The organism is Myxococcales bacterium (assembly GCA_016717005.1).
Lineage (GTDB): Bacteria > Myxococcota_A > Polyangia > Haliangiales > Haliangiaceae > UBA2376.
Window position 1 is genome coordinate 368,047 of record JADJUF010000014.1, and the last position, 19,183, is coordinate 387,229.

Genomic DNA, 19,183 nt, shown 5'->3' on the forward strand with positions numbered 1-19,183 from the left:
CCGGCCTGGGCGCCCGCGGTATCGTCACCGCGATGCGCACCGCCCTCGCCCTGTCCTTCGTCCTCGCCCTCGCCGCCTGCGGTGGCAAGGCCAAGCCCGCCACCACGCCCGCGCCCGACGCCACCGCGGTCGAGTCGGCCGCGCCCGGCGGCGACGACCAGTCGACCGACGACGAGGACGGCGCGCCCAAGGGCGGCGATCCCGACGAGGCCAGCGCCGACCCCTGCGGCGGCGGCGAGTAGCCCGCGGGCTTGCCCACGCCCCCGGGCTGGGTGCTAATCACGCGTGCTCGCCGATCTGCTCGCCTTCCTCCACGCCGCGCCCACGCCGTTCCACGCCGTCGACGAGGCCCGCCGGCGCCTCGACGCCGCCGGCTTCCGCGCGCTGTCCGAGGCAGCGCCCTGGGACCAGCTCGCGCCCGGCGCGTACCACGTCACCACTAGCGAGACCAACCTGCTGGCGTTCGTGGTCCCGGCCGACCCGGCCGCGCGCGGGCGCTACCGGATCGTCGGCGCCCACACCGACAGCCCCAACCTGCGGCTCAAGCCCAACCCCGAGTACACCGTCGAGGGCTACGCCCAGCTCGGGGTCGAGGTCTACGGCGGCGCGCTGCTCAACTCGTGGCTCGATCGCGATCTCGGGATCGCCGGGCGGCTGCTGGTGCGTGACGGCGACGAGCTGGTCGGCCGCCTGGTCCGGATCGATCGGCCGGTGGCGCGGGTGCCGCAGCTCGCGATCCACCTCGACCGCGACGTCAACGACAAGGGCGTCGCGCTCAACCGCCAGGAGCACCTGGCGCCGGTGTTCGGCCTGGCGACCGGCGCGCGCTCGCTGACCGCGCAGCTCGCCGACGCCGCCGGGGTCGACGCCGACGCCATCGTCGGCCGCGAGCTGATGCTCTACGATCTGACCGCGCCGACCGTGGCCGGGCCGGCCGACGAGTTCATCTTCTCGGCCCGCCTCGACAACCTGGCGATGGCCCACGCCGCGACGACGGCGCTGTGCGCGGCGGGCGCGGCGCCGACGCTCGCGTCGATCCCGGTGATCGCGCTGTTCGATCACGAGGAGGTCGGCAGCGCCAGCGCGGCCGGCGCCGGCGGCGCGGTCCTGCCGCGGGTGCTCGAGCGCCTGGTCGGCTCGCGCGAGGCGTTCCACCAGGCGTGCGCGCGCTCGACCTGCGTCTCGGCCGACATGGCCCACGCGGTCCACCCCAACTACCCCGGCCGCCACGAGCCCCGCCACAAGCCGGTGCTCAACGGCGGCCCGGTGATCAAGACCAACGCGCAGCAGCGCTACGCGACCACCGCCGCGACCGCCGCGATGTTCGCCGAGCTGTGCCGGCTCGAGGGCGTGCCGGTCCAGCACTACGCCCACCGCACCGACCTGCCGTGCGGCTCGACGATCGGGCCGATCACCTCGACCCTGCTCGGCATCGCGACCGTCGACGTCGGCAACCCGATGCTCAGCATGCACTCGGCCCGCGAGATGGGCGGCAGCGCCGATGCGGCGCTGATGACCCGGGTGCTGGCGCGCTACCTGCAGACCTGACGATGGCGACCTGGCCCCAGGCCGAGCGCGTCATCCCCGCGCTGCCGCTGACCCGCGCCAGCGCCGAGGCCGCCCGAGCGGGCGCGCCGCGGCGCTACACCTCGAGCCGCACGTCGACGAACTCGCCCGGCTGACCGTTGATGCCCTTGTTCGGCGGCGCGATCCAGCTCGCCATCCCCGGTCCTACGCGTCGAGCCGCACGTACTCGAACTCGCCCGGCTGGCCGTTGATGCCCTTGTTCGGCGGCGCGATCCAGCTCGCCATCTGGCCGGGCGCGGTCACCGGGTGCATCAGGCTCTTGACGTAGGTCTCGTCGGCGGCGCTCGGCAGCCACGCGTGCTTGCGCGCGTCCCACGCGGCGCGATCGATCAGCTCGCCGTCGGGGGTGGCGCAGACCGTCGACCACATGCCGATCTGGCGGTGGAACCGGTTCGACGGCAGCTTGAGCTCGAAGTCGATGCCCTCGTCCTTGATGGTCTTGTTCCAGCGGTCGACGCCGCGCTGGCAGTCCTTGATGTACTCGTGGCGCAGCACCTCGTTGAGCGCGTTGCGCATCGCGATGTCCTTGGTCACCGCGCGGCCGTCCTCGAGCACGTCCATCGTGTAGTGGGTGCCGATCAGCTTGTGCTCGTCGTACCGGTCCTCCTTGTACCGGCCCTTGAGCCCGGCCGCGAACGCGTCGGCGGCGTTCGACGACACCTCGCCGCCGAACAGGTCGAGCGACAGCGTGAAGTGCAGGTTGAGGTACTTCTGGATCGTCGGCAGGTCGATGCCGCCGAGCGCGCGCGGCTCGCCGTTGGGGTCCTGCTTCATCAGCTCGCACGCGCGCTTGATCACCCGCTGCACGCCGGTCTCGCCCACGAACATGTGGTGGGCCTCCTCGGTCAGCATGAACCGGCAGGTGCGGGCCAGCGGGTCGAAGCCCGACTCGGCCAGCGCCGCGAGCTGGTACTTGCCGTCGCGGTCGGTGAACATCGTGAACATGAAGAACGACAGCCAGTGCGGCGTCGGCTCGTTGAACGCGCCGAGGATGCGGGGCTTGTCGCTGTCGCCCGAGCGGCGCTTGAGCAGCTCCTCGGCCTCCTCGCGGCCGTCGCGGCCGAAGTAGGTGTGGAGCAGGTAGACCATCGCCCACAGGTGGCGGCCCTCCTCGACGTTGACCTGGAACAGGTTGCGCAGGTCGTAGAGCGACGGCGCGGTCGTGCCGAGGTAGCGCTGCTGCTCGACCGACGCCGGCTCGGTGTCGCCCTGGGTCACGACCAGGCGGCGCAGCATGTTGCGGAACTCGCCCGGCACCTCGTCCCACACCGGCTGGCCGTGCAGGTCGCCGAAGCCGTGGGTCCGGCCCTCCTGCTTGGGCTCGAGGAAGATGCCCCAGCGGTAGTCGGGCATCTTGACGTAGTCGAAGTTGGCCCAGCCGTCGGCCGCGACCGAGACCGCGGTGCGCAGGTAGACGTCCTGGGCCTGGAACCCGACCGGGCCCATGTCCTGCCACCACGACAGGAAGTGGGGCTGCCACTCCTCGAGCGCGCGCTGCAGGCGGCGGTCGCCGGCGAGGTTGACGTTGTTGGGGATCTTCTCGTCGGTGACGACTGCGGTCATGGCGTGGCCTCGCTGGATCGTGGGAGGGGGTGGTCGGCCGTGCGGTGGGGTGAATCAGGTGCGCAGCAGCTGGAAGACCGGGCGCTCGGGCCGGCCGTACAAGGTCAGCGCGCCGTGCTCGCCGGTCGAGTTGGCGCGGGTGAAGATCCAGTTCTGCCAGGCGCTGAGGCGCCCGAAGACCTTGGTCTCCATCGTCTCGGGGCCGACGAAGCGGAGCGACGCCTCCATGCCGGTCAGCGCGTCGGGCGACAGCGACACCCGCTCCTCGACCGCGATGCGCAGCTCGTCGGCGAAGTCGATGTCGTCGAGCGCGACCGTGGCCAGGCCGAGCGCGTCGGCGTCCTCGCTGGCGATCGGCCCGTCGGCGCCGCGGCCGAGGACCTTGGCGACGTCGGCCGGCGCGCCGTAGAACCGGGCCTCGAGCCGGGTCAGGCCGGTCGCCATCGGGTTGGCGCCGGCGTTGGCGACCGAGGTCGCGACCGCGACGCGCGCGTCGCCGTCGATCAGCATGTAGAACCGGTCGGCGGCCAGCGCCACCTCGAGCAGCACGCCGGCGAAGCAGCTGTCGGCGGCGTCGGCGACCGCGTAGAGCGAGCGCGCGGTGTTGTCGAGGCGCTTGAGCACGCGCCGCTGCAGCAGCCGGACCTCGCGCGCGAAGCCCGAGCCGTCCTTGGCCAGGGCCTCGTCGTGGGCGATGACCGCGGCCCGATCGCCGGAGGTGCGCAGCAGCACGACCGCGACCTCGGGGTGATCGAACCGCAGCCGCAGGAGCGCGTCGTCGAGCTCGCGGAACGCGCGCAGGCTCCACAGGTCGGCGCCGGCGCTCGCGGCCACGGCCGGGGCCGGCGTGGTCGGCGCCGCGATCGCGATGGTCGCGGTGCGCGCGGCCCGATCGACCGAGAGCGTCACGTGCCGGTAGCTGAGCGTGTCCTTGGCCAGGGTCGGCGCCAGCGCGTCGAGCGCGACCGCGGGCCCCCTGGCGACGCCGGCGGCGGACGCGGCCAGGGCCTTGGCCCGGACCGCGACCTCGGCGTCCCACTTCGAGCGCGCGACCAGGCCGTCGACCAGGCCCCAGTCCTTGGCGCGCTTGCCCTTGATGCCCTCGGCCACGGTGCAGAACACGTCGGCGCGATCGCGCCGGACCTTGCGCTTGTCGACCAGGCGCGTGAGGCCGCCGGTGCCCGGGCAGCACCGCGAGCAGCGGCGTCTCGGGGAACGACACCGCCGAGCTGCCGTCGTCGACCAGGACGATGTCGTCGCACGCCAGCGCGAGCTCGTAGCCGCCGCCGGCGGTCGTGCCCTTGCACGCGGCCAGGAACTTCAGGCCCGAGTGGGCGCTGGCGTCCTCGAGGTAGCACCGGGTCTCGTTGGTGAACTTGCAGAAGTTCACCTTGAACGTGTGGGTCGACAGCCCGAGCATGTAGATGTTCGCGCCCGAGCAGAACACCCGGTCGAGGTCGGCGGTGACCACACACGCGCGCACCTCGGGGTGCTCGAACCGCAGCCGTTGCAGCGCGTCGGCCAGCTCGATGTCGACCGACAGGTCGTAGCTGTTGAGCTTGAGCTCGTAGCCGGGCTTGTGGGGGTGATCGCCATCCACCGCCATCGTCAGCGTGGCCAGCTCGCCGTCGACGGCGAGCTTCCAGTGGTGGTAGCGGCTGGGGTGGGTCTCGAACGACGTCGGATCCATGGAGTGACGATCTACCGCAGGGGGCGCTGGGGTCGCAAGCAGTTTAGTGCTTGCGCGGCGCCACAAAGCGGAACTATATTGCCGCCGATGGCCGCGCCCGCTCCGGCTCCCTTGCTGGCCCAGGTCGGGGCCCGCGTGCGCGCGGCCCGGGACGAGGCCGGCATGTCGCGGCGGGATCTGTCGGCGGCGTCGGGGGTGAGCGAGCGGTTCCTGGCCCAGCTCGAGGGTGGCACCGGCAACATCTCGCTGGCGCGGTTCGCGACCGTCGCCGACGCGCTGGCGACCACGCCGGCCGAGCTGCTCGCCGGGCTCACCGCCGATCCCCGGCGCCCCGCGATCGCGCTCCTGGGCGTGCGCGGCGCCGGCAAGTCGACGGTCGGGCGCGAGCTCGCGCGGCGGCTCAAGGTGCCGTTCGTCGAGGTCGATCAGGAGATCCAGCGGACCGCCGGGCTACGCCTGACGCAGATCTTCGAGCTGCACGGCGAGGCCTACTACCGCCGGGTCGAGCGCGACGTGCTGCGCAAGCTGCTGGCGCGGCGCGCGCCGCTGGTGGTCGCGACCGGCGGCTCGATCGTCAGCGACGACGCCACCTACGCGCTCCTGCGCGCGCGCTGCCAGACCGTCTGGCTCAAGGCCCGCGCGGTCGATCACTGGGAGCGGGTGGTCGCGCAGGGCGACCGCCGGCCGATGGCCGAGAACCCGCACGCGTTCGCCGAGCTCGAGCAGCTGCTGGCCGCGCGCGCCGCGCGCTACGCGCTGGCCGATCACACGATCGACACCAGCCACCGCACCGCCACCGCCGTCGTCGACGAGCTGGTCGCCCTGGCCGGCTAGCGCGCGCGCCGCGCCGCGCGCTACGCGCTGGCCGATCACACGATCGACACCAGCCGCCGCACCGCCACCGCCGTCGTCGACGAGCTGGTCGCCCTGGCCGGCTAGCGCGCGCGCCGCCCCGCGCGACCGCTGGCCGATCCACGATCGACACCAGCCACCGCACCGCCACCGCCGTCGTCGACGCGCTGGTCGCCCTGGCCGGCGAGCGCGCGCCGCGCCGCGCGCTACGCGCTGGCCGATCACACGATCGACACCAGCCGCCGCACCGCCACCGCCGTCGTCGACGCGCTGGTCGCCCTGGCCGGCTAGCGCGCCGCGCCGCGCCAGCGCGCGGCCCGACGCCGCTCAGGCCCGACGCAGCGTCTCGGCCAGCAGCCCCAGCTCGCGGCCGCGCGCCGACGACATCCGCCACACCAGCCCGACGTCGCGCCCGGGCGACACGCCCGTGAACGCGACCGCCTCGAGGCCGCTGCCGCGCCCGGCCAGGGCCGGGGCCGCGCGCGCCGGCAAGAGCGTCACGCCCAGACCGCCGGCGACCATCTGCGCCAGCGTCGGCAGGCTGGTCGCGCGCAGCTCCCCCGACTCGTGGGCCCCGGCCGCGCTGCACACCGCCAGCGCCTGATCGCGCAGGCAGTGGCCGTCCTCGAGCAGGAGCACGGTCTCGCCGTCGAGGTCGGCCTCGCGCACCGCGGCCTTGCGCAGGAGCGCGTGGCCGCGCGGCGCCGCCAGCAGGAAGTCCTCGCGGTAGAGCCGCACCGCGGCCAGGTCCCCGGGGACCGGCAGCGCCAGGACGCCGGCATCGAGGCGACCGTCGTCGAGCTGGGCCAGGATGGTCGCGGTGCGCTCCTCGCGCAAGATCAGCTGCAGGCGCGGAAACCGGGCCCGCACCGCCGGCAGCGCCCGCGGCAGCAGGTACGGCGCGATCGTCGGGATCACGCCCAGGCGCAGGCGGCCGGTCAGCGGCTCGGCGGCCCCGCGGGCGGTGTCGAGCACCGCGCCGGCGGCGGTGATGACCGCGCGCGCGCGCCCGACGATCTCGGCGCCGGCCGGGGTCACCAGCACCTTGCGGCGATCGCGCTCGAACAGCTGCACGCCGAGCGCGGCCTCGAGCGCGGCGATCTGGGCGCTCAGGGCGGGCTGCGTGACGGCGCACGAGGTGGCCGCGCGGCGGAAGCTCTTCTCGTCGGCGACCGCCACCGCGTACTCGAGCTGGCGCAGCGTGAACGTGGCGGCTGGCGACGGGCGCCCCGGCGGGGGCGCGGACGCGGGCGCGCGGCTGGGGCGAGGACGGCGCGTGGCCATGTGATAGCCACAGACTATCACGACCATGGCCGTGGACAATTGGCGTTATGTCCAGCCCGGCCCCAAGGTGCCTCCACACCGCGGCGCCGCCGCTCATCCCACAGGAGACACGACATGCTCACCATCGGCGATCAGTTCCCCACCTTCTCGGCCCAGGCGGTCGTGGCGCTCGAGCCCGGCCGCGAGTTCGCGACCCTCGACGACACCAGCTTCGCCGGCAAGTGGAAGGTCTACTTCTTCTGGCCCAAGGACTTCACGTTCGTGTGCCCGACCGAGATCGCCGGCTTCGGCAAGCTCGACGGCGACTTCCGGGACCGCGACGCCCAGCTGCTCGGCGTCTCGACCGACAGCGAGTTCGTGCACCTCGCCTGGCGCAAGCAGCACCCCGACCTGCGCGACCTGCCGTTCCCGATGATCGCCGATCTGCGGCGCGAGCTGGCCGAGGGCACCGGCGTGCTCGACCGCGCCGCCGGCGTGGCCCGGCGCGCGACGTTCATCGTCGATCCCCAGGGCGTGATCCGCTTCGTCGAGGTCACCGACATGAACGTCGGCCGCAACCCGGCCGAGGTCCTGCGCGTGCTCGACGCGCTGCAGACCGACGAGCTGTGCCCGTGCAACTGGACCAAGGGCGCCGCGACGCTGAGTGCCGCGTGAGCGCGCCCCGATCGATCTGGAGGCCGCGATGACCACGCTCGACCAGCTCAAGGACCGCCTACCCGACTACGCCCGCGATCTGAAGATCAACCTGGGCGTCGTGACCGGGACCTCGACGCTCACGCCGCGCCAGCACTGGGGCACCGCGGTGGCCGCCGCCCTGGCCGCGCGCCAGCCCGACGTGATCGCCGCCGTCACCGCCGCCGCGGGCGCCCACCTCGATGAGGCCGCCCTGCGCGCCGCCCGGGGCGCGGCGTCGGTGATGGCGATGAACAACGTCTACTACCGGTTCTTGCACTTCGTCGGCGAGGGCAACGACTACCAGGCGCTGCCGGCGCGGCTGCGGATGCAGCTGATCGGCAACCCCGGCGTCGACGCCCTCGACTTCGAGCTGTGGTGCCTGGCGGCGTCGGCCGTGACCGGCTGCGGCGCGTGCGTCGTCTCGCACGACCAGGTCGTGCGGAGCAAGGGGGCCCAGGCGCCGCAGGTGCAGGACGCGATCCGGATCGCCGCGGTGGTGCACGCGCTGGCGGCGACGCTCGACGGCGTCGCGGCGACCGCGACCGCGCTGACGCCCAGCTAGCGCGGGCGGCGGGCGATCGCGAAGCACCAGGCGATCGCGCCGACCCCGGCGACCAGGGCCACCACGAACACCAGCAGCCCCTGGGCGTGCTCGAGCCGGTGCGGCAGGCGCGGATCGATCGCGGCCAGGCGCATCGCCTCGCGCGCGCCGGCCAGCGCCAGCGCCAGGACCACCGTGGCGCCGACGATGACCGCCCGGGCCGGGGCCCGCCCGGCGACGACCGCGCCCCAGGCACCGGCCAGCACCGCGGCGGCGGCCGCCAGCGCGTACAGCCACGGCCGCGCCGGCGCCAGCGCCAGGACCGTGACCTGCTCGTCGGTGGCGCGGCCCGTGACCACGGCCGCGACCGCCGCGACCACCAGCCCGACCAGCGCGATCACGGCGCTGCGCCGGCGCTCGCCGGCGTCCGCGCCCGGCGTGACCACCAGCAGGCCGGCCGGCCACACCAGCGCCGCGATCCCCAGCCACATGATCCAGCGCGGCGCCACCGCCGGGTCGGCGTGGTGCAGCCGGCCCGCCCCGTAGTGCGCGGCCCACACCGCCGGATCGCGCTGCATCGCCAGCGCGTGGTCCTCGATCCACGACCACGCCACGAACCCGAAGCACGCCAGCGCCGCCAGCGCGACCGCGGCCCGGCGCGCGTTGGCCCAGGTCGCGGCCCGGGCGCTCTTGCCGAGGTAGAGCGCGTAGAAGCCGACGATCAGCGCCGGCACGACCGCCAGCCAGCGCACGGACAGGAGCAGGTTCGCGGTGTAGAAGCGCGGCTGGTAGAGGATCTGCACGAACAAGAGCGGCGCGACCCCGGCGGTGATGGCGGCCCCCAGCGCGAACGGCAGCCAGTCGCGCGACGCCGCCGCGAGCGCGTCGTCACCTCCGCGGAGGAACCGGCCGGCGACGTAGGCGGTGCCGGCGAGGACGAAGCTGATCAGGAGCGCGTGCAGCGCGAACGTGACGACCAGGAGCGCCAGGTACAGCGCGCTGCCGGCGGGCGCGTCGCTCACCGCGTCACCGGCGCGGCGGCGGGGCCGGCCTCATCGAGCCAGGCGGCGATGCGCGCCAGCGCGGCCGGATCGTGGACCTCGGGCCAGGCCGCCTCCTGCGACTCTCCGCCGTCCTCCTCCCAGCCCAGCAGCTGCACCAGCGCCTCGAGCTCGACGGCGGTGCCGGCGAACGGCGGCATGAACCCCTTGGTCCGCTGCAGCTGCGCGATGTTCAAGCGCCGCTGATCGAGCGACCAGTTGGTGACCAGGTCGACCAGCGCGTTGGCGCCGTGGAGCGTGTGGCACGCGCTGCACTGCGCGCGGTAGACCTTGGCGCCGAGCGCGAGCTGCGGGTTCGGGAAGCGCGCGGCGTCGCGCAGCGGGTAGGGATCGTCGACGACCGAGCCGACCCGGCGCAGCCGCGCGACCTCGTCGGGCGCGATCGAGTTCGAGTACAGCACCCCGCGCACCGTGTAGGGCTTGCGCGCGCCCTCGCGCACGAACTCGCCGGCGGCGGTGGCCACGAACGCGAGCGCGAGCAGGAGCGCCGCGGTCGCGCTGCTGGCGTAGAGGTGCTTCCAGACCAGGCCGCCGACCGCGTAGGCGCCGATCAGCGCGGTCGCGCCGGCGGCCATCGCCAGGAACATCGACATCGCCACCGAGCCGCCGGTGAGCCAGCGCCGGCTGTCGGCCGGGATCACCGCCAGGAACCACACCCCGAACACCGGCATCGCGACCATCGGCAGCATCAGGCGCGCGATCGCCGTGACGAGGTGGTGGCGCTGGGCCCGGGTCACGTCGAGCGTGCCGACCACGAGCACGCCGGCCAGCGCCGCCAGCGTCGCCGACACCGCCAGGCGGTAGCCCAGCGACGGCCAGAAGCTGGGGTTCCAGAACCCGGCCCACAGGTCGTGCGTGCGCACCCACGCGCCGGGCGTCAGCTGCCACGCCAGGATGCCGTTGATCCAGAACAGGCTGCCGACGGCGGCGAACGTGTACAGGCCGAGCAGGCGCAAGCGCAGCGGATCGCTCAGGCGGTCGCCGACCCGCAGGAACGTGTAGCCGGCGACGACCTCGACGAAGAAGAACACCCACTCGGTCGCCCACAGCCAGTGGAACTCGTCGATCATGAGGCCGATCGTGCGGGCCCCGACCTGGATGGTCGTGAACCACATCGCGACGCCGGTCAGCGCGCCGGCGACGAAGCTGACCAGCACCAGGTACTTGAAGAACGATCGGATGAAGGTGCGCGCCAGCTCGTCGCCGCGCCCGGCCCGCCACTGCAGGTAGGTCAGGAGCATCCCGCCGCCGATCGCGAACTGCGCCAGGAACACGTGGACGATGCCGACCGCGCCGATCACCATGCCGCGCATGGCCGGCCCGAACTCGGTGACCGGGTACAGCGGCGGACTCGTCGACGGATCGAACACCCCGCTCCGATGATGCCAGAGCCGACGCCGTGGTGCGGCGCGATGCCGCGGGCCCGGCGAGCGATCCCGCCGATCGCGTCTGGAGATCGACCGCGGTAGGCTGCGGCGATGGCACCTCGGCTCAGCCCGAACCCCGCCCGCACGCCCGGCGCGCCGTCGGCGCAGCAGGCGTTCGCCTGGGGCCCGCCGAACGCTCCAGCGGCGACAGCGGCGACGGCGGCGACGGCAGCGACGCCACCGCCCGCGTCGCCGCCGCGGACCACTTCGCCACCCGCACCCAACCCACCGCCCCCGGCGTCGGCCCCGCGGACCACCGCGCCCCCGCCGCCGCCGCTCGCGTCACCGCCGCCCGCCGAGGCCACCGCCGCGCGGCTGTCGGCCGAGCTCGAGGCCGCGCTCCAGCGCGAGGTCCGCGCGGCCTTCGCCTGGGAGAACCACGCGCGGTTCGGCACCCGCCTGCGCGCGCCGGTGTTCACCCTGGCCGACACCACCACCCGCCTGGGCCAGTGGCTCCGCACCACGCGCACGCTCGAGCTGTCGCGGCCGCTGGTGCTGGCGCGGCCGTGGCCCGAGGTGCTGTCGGTGCTGTTGCACGAGATGGCGCACCAGTTCGTCGACGAGGTGCTGCAGATCCGCCACGAGGACCCACACGGCCCGACGTTCGCCGAGGTCTGCGCCGCGCGCGGCATCGACGGCCGCGCCCACGGCGCGCCGGTGCCGGTGCCGGGGGCCGACGCCGCCGGCGATCGCGTGCTCGACAAGATCCGCAAGCTCCTGGCGCTGGCCGCCAGCGCCAACCAGCACGAGGCCGAGCTGGCGATGCGCAAGGCCCACGAGCTGATGCTGCGCCACAACATCGACAGCGCCGCCGGCCAGCGGGCCTACCAGGTGCGCCACGTCGGCGACGCCACGCAGCGGCGCACGCAGGTCGACGGGATGATCGCGCTGATCCTGTCGGAGTTCTTCTTCGTCAAGGTCATCCAGATCCCGGTCTACCTGCCGGCGCTGGGCCGCCGCGGCCACCTCTACGAGCTGACCGGCACCGCGCCCAACCTCGACCTGGCCGAGCACGTCTACGAGTTCCTGCGCGGCACCGCCGAGCGGCTGTGGCAGGCCAACCGCTTCGACGCCCGGGTCAAGAGCGGCCACGATCGCCTGCGCTACCAGGCCGGCGTGATCCAGGGCTTCCACGACAAGCTCGTCGCCGAGCGCGGCGAGCTGCGCGGCACCGGCCTCGTCTGGGTCGGCGACGCCGACCTCGACGACTACTACCACCGCCGCAACCCGCGCATCGTCAAGAAGAGCCGCCGCTACCGCGCCGACGGCGCCCACGCCGCCGGGCGCGAGGCCGGCCGCCGGATCGTGCTGCACAAGCCGGTCACCCGCGGCGGCGGCGGCGGCGGCCCCAAGCTGCTCGGCTGAGCGCCGGCGGCTGCGCCAGGTCAGCGTCGGCGGCGGCCTCGAGATCACCGGGAGGCTGGTCGCACCGCCGGCGGGTCAGGCGACGCGCGCCGCCGACCGGGCGCGATCAGGCGCCGGCGCGCGGCGTCGTCGGCGAGCGCGGCCGCGGCGGGGCGGGCACCGCGACCGTGGTCGCGGCGGGGGCCGGGGCCGGCGGCGTCACCGGCGCGGCCGGCCGCGCGCCCAGGCCACGGACGATCGCGGCGACGTCGACGCCCATGGTCTGCTTGAGCTGCTCGGCGGTGATCGCGGCGTTGACCGCGAAGTTGCCGCCGCCGGCGGTCAGGCTCTTGTCGATCACGGTGACCTTGTCGATCGCGAGATCGCCGACGGTCGACATCAGCGAGGTCACCAGGCCGGTCAGCTTCTGGGCGACGAAGATCTGGCGGGCGTGGTCGCCGGTCTGGCTCCAGGTCTCGGCCAGCGAGCGGATCGCGGCCGCGGTCGCCTTGCCCTCCTCGATCAGGCGCGCGGCCTGGCCGCGGGCGTTCTCGATGAGCTGGGCCTTGCGCGCCTCGGCCGGCTTGATCTTGTCGGCGATGAGCTGGAACCGGACCTGGGCCAGGCGGGCCTGCTGCACCGAGACGTCGGCCTTGGCGCGCGCGACGATCGCCTGGACCTGCCCCTTCTGCTCGGCGACCAGCGCGAGCTTGCGGGTCTGGGCCTCGAGGATCCGGCGGGCGGCCTCGGCGCGAGCCTTGGCGATCTCGGCCTCGAGCTTCGCGATCTCCTGGGTCTGGGCGTTGGCCGCCGTGCGCTCGGCGGAGAGCGAGCGGTTCTCGGCCTCGGAGATCCGGGAGTTCTTGACCAGCTCGGCGCTCTGCTGGCGGCCCAGCGAGTCGAGGTACGCCTTGTCGTCGGACACGTGCTGGATCTTGAGGTTGTCGAGCTCGATCCCGAGCCGGGCGAGATCGGCGTCGGCCTCGTGCAGGAGCTCCTTGGCGAACTTCTCGCGGTCCTGGTTGACCTCCTCGGGCGTCAGCGTGGCCAGCACCCCGCGGAGGTTGCCCTCGAGGGTCTCGCGCGCGACCGCGATGATCTCCGCGCGCGGCCGGCCGAGGAAGCGCTCGATGGCGTTGGCGAGGTGGACCTTCTGGCTCGAGATCTTGACGTTGGCGACGCCCTGGACGTTGAGCGGGATCCCGCCCTTGGAGTAGGCGCTGGTGACGCGGAGCTCGATCGGCATGTTCGACAGATCCATGCGGTCGACCTGCTCGAACAGCGGCACCCGGATGCCGCGCCCGCCCTGGATCACGCGGTAGCCGACGGTCCGGCCGTCGGCGTCGCCGAGCGGCCGCTGGCCCCCAGAGAAGATGAGCACCTCGTTGGGCGGACAGATGTAGATGAGCTTGTTGACGATCCACAGGATCGCGAGGAAGGCGACGACCAGCGCGATCGCGACGACGAGCAGGATCTGCATGGTGGCCTCCTTAACCCTGGCTCGCGGCCAGCGCGGGCTGGGCGGTGGGCGCGCCGGTGATGACCCGGCTGATGTCGATGCCGAGCGTGGCCTGGACCTCGCCCATCAGGCGCCCGACGATCGCCGGATAGCTGGCGGCGTAGGCCGACAGGGTGGCGCCGTCACCGCCGTCGACGAGGTTGACCTCGTCGACCTTGACCCGGCGCGCGGCCTTGGTGACCTCGCCGAAGATCGCGTCGAGGTTCTGGAGGACGAACATGTCCATCGCCTTGCCCTGGCTGTCGCGCCAGGCGCCGGCGACCTCGGCCAGCGCGCGGGCCATGGCCTCGCCGTCCGCCGAGATGGTCGCGGCCTGACCGGCGGCGAGCAGCTCGCGGACCTGGCGCTCGATCTCGGCCGGGATCGTGACGTCGGCGGCCAGGCGCAGCTGCTCGAGCTCGCCGCGGATCTCCTGCAGCTCCTTCTCGGCCTCGGCCCGAGCCTGGTGGGCGGCGGCCTCGGCCCGCTGCTCCTCGGACGCCGCCTGGCCGTCGAGCTCAGCCTTGATCTGGCGCAGCTCGTTCTGCTTCTGCTGGACCATGGCCTCGGCGTTGGTGATCGCGACCTGGGCCCGGGCCCCGGCCGCGGCCTCGGCCTCCTGGGCGGTGCGCATCGCGTCGGACTCCGCGACCTCGGCCACCCGCAGGATCTCGGCGAGCCGCTGCCGGCCGATGCTCTCGAGGTAGTTGCGGTCGTCGGCGACGTGCTGGATCTTGAGGGTGTCGAGGTGGAGGCCGAGCTTCTGGAGATCGCGCTCGGCGCTGGCCAGGAGCTGCTTGGCGAACTTGAGCCGGTCCTCGTTGACCTCCTCGGGCGTGAGCGACGACAGCACCTCGCGCAGGTGGCCCTCGAGGGTCTCCTTGGCGACCCGGCCGATCTCGGCCCGCTTGGTGTCCATGAACCGCTCGATGGCGTTGCCCATGAACCGGGGGTCGGTGGTGACCTTGACGTTGGCGACCGCGTTGACCGTGAGCGGGATGCCGCCCTCGGAGTAGGCCCCGCTGATCGACATCGGCACCGAGATGTTGGCGACGTCCATCCGCCGGACGCTCTCGATCACCGGCACCCGCCAGCCGCGCCCGCCGTGGACCACCCGGAAGCCGACCGCGCGGCCGTCCCCGGTCGTGCGGTTGCGCCCCGAGAAGATCAGGATCTGGTTGGGCGGACAGATGTGGAGCAACGAGCGCGCGGCGGCGATGATCAGCAGCACCACCGCGAGCCCGCCCGAGACGCCGTAGAGCAGCGCCGGCGGGACCTTGTCGATCAGATCAGGGACAGTCATGGCTTCCTCCTCACCCGGTGTGGCGGCGCAACCCCGCGTCGCCCTCGGGTGGAGAGTAGTCCCTGGCGTCGTCGTCGGCGGCGCCGGCGGAGAAAAAGCGGTCCGCGCGTGGTCGATCAGTCGGTCGGGGCGCGGGTCACCTGGACCCGGCCGTCGTCGCCGCCGCCGATCACCAGGATCTCGGTCCCGGTCGGGAGCGCCGCCGCGTCGTCGGTCGCGGCCAGCAGGTCGACCGCCCGGCCCTTGGCCTCGACGCGGACCTTGCCGAGCTGCCCGCGCTCGATCGCGACCACCACGACGCCGCTCACCCCGGTCAGCTCGGCCGCCTCGACCATCGACGACGCGGCGCCGGACACCGCCCGCATCACGGTCGTGGCCACGGTGCCGGCGGCGACCCCGGCCAGGCCGGCGATCACCGCGGTCGCCACGGTGCCGGCGGCGTCGAGGCCGGTCAGCACCGCCCCGACCGCGCCCCCGAACGCGAACAGGAACGTCCAGAAACGGACCGAGCGGGCGACCGTCCAGATCGCCTCGCCGCCCTCGGCCGCCTCGGTGTGGACCTCGCCGCCGTCGCCGTGGTCGGCGCTGGCGTCCTGGCCGCCGAGGAGCATCGACGCCAGCAGCAGCGTTCCGCCGAATCCGAGCGCGATCAGGTAGATGGTGAGCAACCGGGCCTCCCGCGCGCTCCCGCCAGCGCTTGTTCGTCAAGGGTGGGCACATCCGCGCGCCGGCGCAAGGGCCCGCGCCAGCGGGTGGGCCTGAGACCGCGCGGGTCGGAGGGCCAGGCGGTCCGGCGGTCGACGCCGAGCTCAGCGCGCCGTCCGCCCCGTGGCGGTCACAGGTCGACGAGGGTCAACCCGGGCGCGCCGTTGGTGACGTAGACCGCCTGGCGATCGTCGGCGGACAGGTCGACCTCGATCGCGGCGAAGGCGTCGACCAACAACGAGCGCTGGCCGGTCAACGAGACCGCCTCGAGGCCGGCGTCGGTGGTGACCACCAGGCGCTGGCCGTCGGCGAACCAGTCGAGGCCGGCGATGAACGGCAGCCCGTCGGCGACGACCGTCGTCGCGGCGCCGGTGGCCAGCTCGATGGTGACCAGGGCGCCGCCCGACACGCACGCGACGCTGGCGCTGTCGGGGGCGAACCGGATGGCCTGGCACGGGCGGTCGAGGGCGGTCTCGGTGCGGGCCCCGAGGTCGTAGACCCGGGCGGCGCCGCCGTTGGTGCCATAGGCCAGCCGGGCGCCGTCGGGCGACAGGTCGAGCCCGAGGGCGGCGAAGGCGTCGTTGATCATGACGGGGGCGCCGCCGGCCAGGTCGACCGCGAACACCCCGCCGCCGCCGGTGTAGTAGAAGCGGGCCCCGTCGGCGGCCCAGGCCGTGCCGGTCAGGTACGAGCCGCCGGTGGCGCGCTCGGTGAGCGTGCCGGCGGCGACGTCGACCGTGCCGACCCGGTCGTCGGCGCCGAACGCGACCGCCAGGGTGGCGCCGTCGGGCGAGAAGCGGACGCCCCACAGGCGGCCCTCGGGCACCTCGATGGTGCGGCCGCCGCCGCCGCCGTCGCCACCGCAGGCCGGCAGCACCGCGCCGCCCACCGTGATCACGAGCAAAGCCATAGGTGAGGCGTTGGTCATGTGCCCACGGTACAACGCTGCCCGGGTCGCCGCGACCAAGAGCTCCCGTGCGCCCAGCGGCCGTCCGCCCCCTGGCGTGTCGCCCGCTCGAACGATTCCCGGATCGCGTCGGTGCCACGGGCCCGGAGGTGTGGTCTATGGGCGCTGCCATGTCGACTGAAGCCACCCGCGACCGCGGCAAGCTCTTCGCGAACGCGGAGAAGAAGAAGCCGAGCCAGCCCGATCTGCTGGGGGACTGCACGATCGATCGGGTCGTCTACGAGCTCCGTGGGTACCGCCGCGGCGACGGGCTGACCATCCACCTGGCCCCGCCGCGCGGCGACCGGAACACGTATCCGCCCGACGTCTTCAAGGGCACGCTCGACGCGGTCGAGAAGCCGAGGGCGCCGAAGGGCAAGCGGGGCGCCCCCGTGCCGGCCGCGGCGCTCGGGCTCGCCTGGGTCGGCGTCATCGTCAGCGCGGACGCCGCCTACCGGCTGTCCGCCACCGAGAAGCAGGGCAAGTCGGACATCTACTGGACGCTCAGCTTCGAGCGCGTCGAGCGGCCCGTCGCTGAGTCGGCGTGGACCGACGACGACGACGTCGACTCGGCTGGGTAGCGGCGGCGCCAGTGCGCCGCCCCGGGCGCGCGTGACGTCGAGATCCGCGGCCGCGTGACATCAAGATCCGCGGCCGCGCGCCGCGCTCGGGGCGCGGGTCCGATCGGCCGATCGGACCCGGTGGCGCGGCGCCTCACTCGAAGCGCACGGTCGCGCCGGGCGCCAGCACGAACCGCGTGGCGTTGCCGCCGGGGGCGCGCTGCAAGATGGCGGCGCCGGGCAGGCCAGCCTGCGTGATGTCGGCGCGGGTGCGGTGCAGGAGCGTGTTGAGATCGACCCGCGACATGACCCGCCCAGGCCACAGCCGCGGCAGGATCACCTCGTCGGAGATGAACTCGCCGGGGACGTGCGGCGCCGGCGGCTGCAGCAACACCGCGATCAGATCGCACCGCTTCTCGGCCAGGTACACGACGACCTTGCGACCGCCGGCGCTCACCGTCAGGCGACCGCCGCGCGGCAGGAACTCGACCACCGCCAGGCTGGGCTCGAGCAGGCGCGCGAGGTCGCCGCTGCTGTCGCCGTCGCCGTCGGCCTCGCCGTCGGCCGGCCGCACCTCGACCGCGATGCCCGCGCAGGCGATCGTCGCGGGCCCGGTCAGCGCGACCCGCGCGCCGGCGGCGAGCGGCCGGCCGTCGAGCTCGAGCGGCACCAGCGCCAGCACGCTCAGCTCGTCGTGGAACGTGAACCGCGCCACCTCGCTGGGCCAGCCGGTGATGCGCAGATCGGCCGCGGCGCTGCCGCCGATCACGAACGGCGAGCGCGCGATGCCGAACCGGGCCCCGCCGTCGGTCCGCACCACCCACGCCGGCAACGTCAGGATCCCCGACATGCCCGACACGATCCGCGCGACCAGGCCGGGCACGCGCAGCTCGGCGCCGTCGGCCAGGAGCTGCTCGCGATCGACCTCGACGCCGTTGACCACGGTCGGCGCGCGCCCGAGCGACACCACCACCGGCCCGGCGTCGCCGTCGACGACGATCGCCTGGCGTCGGCTGGCGTTGCTGTCGTCGATGACCACGTCGCAGCGCGACGAGCGCCCGATCATCACGCCGCTGGCGGTGATCGCGAAGCGCTCGCCGCTGGTCAGGACGAGCCAGTACCGGGGCCGAAGGAGCACCACTGCATTACAGCGGATCTGGCAGGGCCGTGAAAGCCGGGACGCCGCCGCGATCGCGCCCAGGACTGGCAGGACCAATCGCCCGGTCGGCCCAGGCGATCAGCGCGCGCGGCGTCAGCGCGCGAGCCGCGCCACGAACGTGTCGGCGAGCTGCACCTTCACGCCCGGCACCTGGGTCGAGGCGATCGGCTTGGCGGTGAGGTCGAGGTTGTAGCGGAAGATGCCGGTCAGCCACACGCTGCCGTCGGCCGCGACCGCCACCGCGTTGCCGCTGTCGTTGTCCCAGTCGCCGAAGCGCCGGCTCCACACGTGGGCGCCGTCGGCGGTGAGCTTGGCCACGAAGCCGTCCTTCTGGCCCTTGCCCCGGAGCCCGCCGCCGCCGAAGTCGATCGGGGTCTCGTACCAGCCGGTGACGACGATGTTGCCGGCGTCGTCGACCGCGACGCCGTAGCCGATGTCCTCGCGCTCGCTGCCGAAGCGCTTGACCCACAGCGGCTTGCCGTCGTGGGTCAGCCGCGCGACGACCACGTCGGACTCGCCGGCGGCCACCAGCGGCGTGCCGAAGAAGTCGACGTCGCGATCGAACGAGCCCGTGATCACCAGGTTGCCCGCGCGATCGATCGCCAGGCCGCCCGCGACCTCGTTCCACGGGTTGCCGGCGCGCTGGCTCCACAGGTGGTGGCCGCCAGCGTCGAAGGCCGCGATCAGCAGATCCATCGCGCCGGCCGAGGTCAGCGGCCCCGCGCCGAGATCGAGCGTCTGCTGGAACGCGCCGAGCGCGAAGATCGTGCCGTTGGCGTCGACGGCGAGCCGCTTGATCGACTCGCTGCCGTCGCCCGAGATGCGGGTGATCCACTGGATCGCGCCGGTGGCGGATAGCTTGATCAGCGCGGCGTCGTCGTAGCCCTGGGCCGTGAGCTCCTGGTCGCCGAACGTCCCGACCAGGTGCCACGAGATCGCGGCGACGAAGCCGCCGTCGGGCGTGGCCGCCAGCGCGGTCGTCGCGTCG

Annotated in this window: 17 protein-coding genes and 1 pseudogene; 7 read left to right on the forward strand and 11 right to left on the reverse strand. The window is 73.9% G+C overall.

Translation table 11 applies throughout. The features are described from left to right. Positions 1–32 precede the first annotated feature (32 nt). Positions 33–242 (forward strand): hypothetical protein, encoded by a 210-nt coding sequence (locus IPL61_15720; GenBank protein ID MBK9032695.1) that lies wholly within the window; start codon positions 33–35, stop codon positions 240–242. Between the two features lie 43 nt (positions 243–285). Then, complete coding sequence (locus IPL61_15725; protein MBK9032696.1) at positions 286–1,548, forward strand: M18 family aminopeptidase; 1,263 nt, start codon at positions 286–288, stop codon at positions 1,546–1,548. 183 nt (positions 1,549–1,731) lie between these two features. On the opposite strand, the gene boxB is transcribed toward IPL61_15725, so the two are convergent. After that, a complete protein-coding gene (gene boxB, locus IPL61_15730; GenBank protein MBK9032697.1) occupies positions 1,732–3,150 on the reverse strand; it encodes a benzoyl-CoA 2,3-epoxidase subunit BoxB in 1,419 nt (472 codons plus the stop codon). Between the two features lie 54 nt (positions 3,151–3,204). After that, positions 3,205–4,840, reverse strand: a pseudogene (locus tag IPL61_15735) (benzoyl-CoA-dihydrodiol lyase). A gap of 87 nt (positions 4,841–4,927) precedes the next feature. On the opposite strand from IPL61_15735, the gene IPL61_15740 reads away from it, so the two are divergent. Further along, positions 4,928–5,674, forward strand: coding sequence for a helix-turn-helix domain-containing protein (locus tag IPL61_15740; GenBank protein ID MBK9032698.1), 747 nt, complete (start codon positions 4,928–4,930; stop codon positions 5,672–5,674). A gap of 345 nt (positions 5,675–6,019) precedes the next feature. Here IPL61_15740 and IPL61_15745 read toward each other — a convergent pair whose 3' ends face one another. Next, complete coding sequence (locus IPL61_15745) at positions 6,020–6,976, reverse strand: LysR family transcriptional regulator (protein MBK9032699.1); 957 nt, start codon at positions 6,974–6,976, stop codon at positions 6,020–6,022. A gap of 114 nt (positions 6,977–7,090) precedes the next feature. On the opposite strand from IPL61_15745, the gene IPL61_15750 reads away from it, so the two are divergent. Together IPL61_15750 and IPL61_15755 are read left to right on the forward strand one after the other, a co-directional pair. Then, positions 7,091–7,630 carry a peroxiredoxin gene (locus IPL61_15750; GenBank protein MBK9032700.1) on the forward strand — a complete coding sequence of 180 codons (540 nt, stop codon included), beginning with the start codon at positions 7,091–7,093 and terminating at the stop codon, positions 7,628–7,630. A gap of 28 nt (positions 7,631–7,658) precedes the next feature. After that, positions 7,659–8,213: a carboxymuconolactone decarboxylase family protein gene (locus tag IPL61_15755; GenBank protein ID MBK9032701.1), complete on the forward strand. Its 555-nt coding sequence runs from the start codon at positions 7,659–7,661 to the stop codon at positions 8,211–8,213. Here the strand turns inward: IPL61_15755 and IPL61_15760 are convergent. Both IPL61_15760 and IPL61_15765 read right to left on the reverse strand, forming a co-directional pair. Beyond that, positions 8,210–9,214 carry a hypothetical protein gene (locus IPL61_15760; GenBank protein ID MBK9032702.1) on the reverse strand — a complete coding sequence of 335 codons (1,005 nt, stop codon included), beginning with the start codon at positions 9,212–9,214 and terminating at the stop codon, positions 8,210–8,212. The two genes, IPL61_15755 and IPL61_15760, sit on opposite strands and share 4 nt — an antisense overlap. Further along, complete coding sequence (locus IPL61_15765; protein MBK9032703.1) at positions 9,211–10,566, reverse strand: cytochrome ubiquinol oxidase subunit I; 1,356 nt, start codon at positions 10,564–10,566, stop codon at positions 9,211–9,213. The genes IPL61_15760 and IPL61_15765 overlap by 4 nt, the downstream gene beginning before the upstream one ends. Positions 10,567–10,731: 165 nt before the next feature. Here IPL61_15765 and IPL61_15770 point away from each other — a divergent pair, with 165 nt between their 5' ends. After that, on the forward strand, positions 10,732–12,045 hold the full coding sequence (locus tag IPL61_15770) for a DUF2786 domain-containing protein (protein ID MBK9032704.1): 1,314 nt from the start codon (positions 10,732–10,734) through the stop codon (positions 12,043–12,045). A 106-nt stretch (positions 12,046–12,151) separates the two neighbouring features. On the opposite strand, the gene IPL61_15775 is transcribed toward IPL61_15770, so the two are convergent. The 4 genes from IPL61_15775 to IPL61_15790 form a co-directional block, all read right to left on the reverse strand. Further along, a complete protein-coding gene (locus tag IPL61_15775) occupies positions 12,152–13,504 on the reverse strand; it encodes a flotillin family protein (GenBank protein ID MBK9032705.1) in 1,353 nt (450 codons plus the stop codon). Between the two features lie 10 nt (positions 13,505–13,514). Next, the gene (locus IPL61_15780) at positions 13,515–14,825 is read right to left on the reverse strand and encodes a flotillin family protein (GenBank protein MBK9032706.1); all 1,311 of its coding nucleotides are present in this window, start codon (positions 14,823–14,825) and stop codon (positions 13,515–13,517) included. Positions 14,826–14,941: 116 nt separating this feature from the next. Then, positions 14,942–15,493 (reverse strand): hypothetical protein, encoded by a 552-nt coding sequence (locus tag IPL61_15785; GenBank protein ID MBK9032707.1) that lies wholly within the window; start codon positions 15,491–15,493, stop codon positions 14,942–14,944. Positions 15,494–15,660: 167 nt separating this feature from the next. Beyond that, on the reverse strand, positions 15,661–16,428 hold the full coding sequence (locus IPL61_15790) for a hypothetical protein (protein ID MBK9032708.1): 768 nt from the start codon (positions 16,426–16,428) through the stop codon (positions 15,661–15,663). A 179-nt stretch (positions 16,429–16,607) separates the two neighbouring features. On the opposite strand from IPL61_15790, the gene IPL61_15795 reads away from it, so the two are divergent. Next, positions 16,608–17,057, forward strand: a complete 450-nt coding sequence (locus IPL61_15795; GenBank protein ID MBK9032709.1) for a hypothetical protein — start codon at positions 16,608–16,610, stop codon at positions 17,055–17,057. 133 nt (positions 17,058–17,190) lie between these two features. Here the strand turns inward: IPL61_15795 and IPL61_15800 are convergent, their stop codons facing one another. Continuing rightward, positions 17,191–18,174, reverse strand: a complete 984-nt coding sequence (locus tag IPL61_15800; protein MBK9032710.1) for an FHA domain-containing protein — start codon at positions 18,172–18,174, stop codon at positions 17,191–17,193. A gap of 114 nt (positions 18,175–18,288) precedes the next feature. Continuing rightward, a partial coding sequence (locus IPL61_15805; protein ID MBK9032711.1) for a hypothetical protein occupies positions 18,289–19,183 on the reverse strand: 895 nt, incomplete at its 5' end.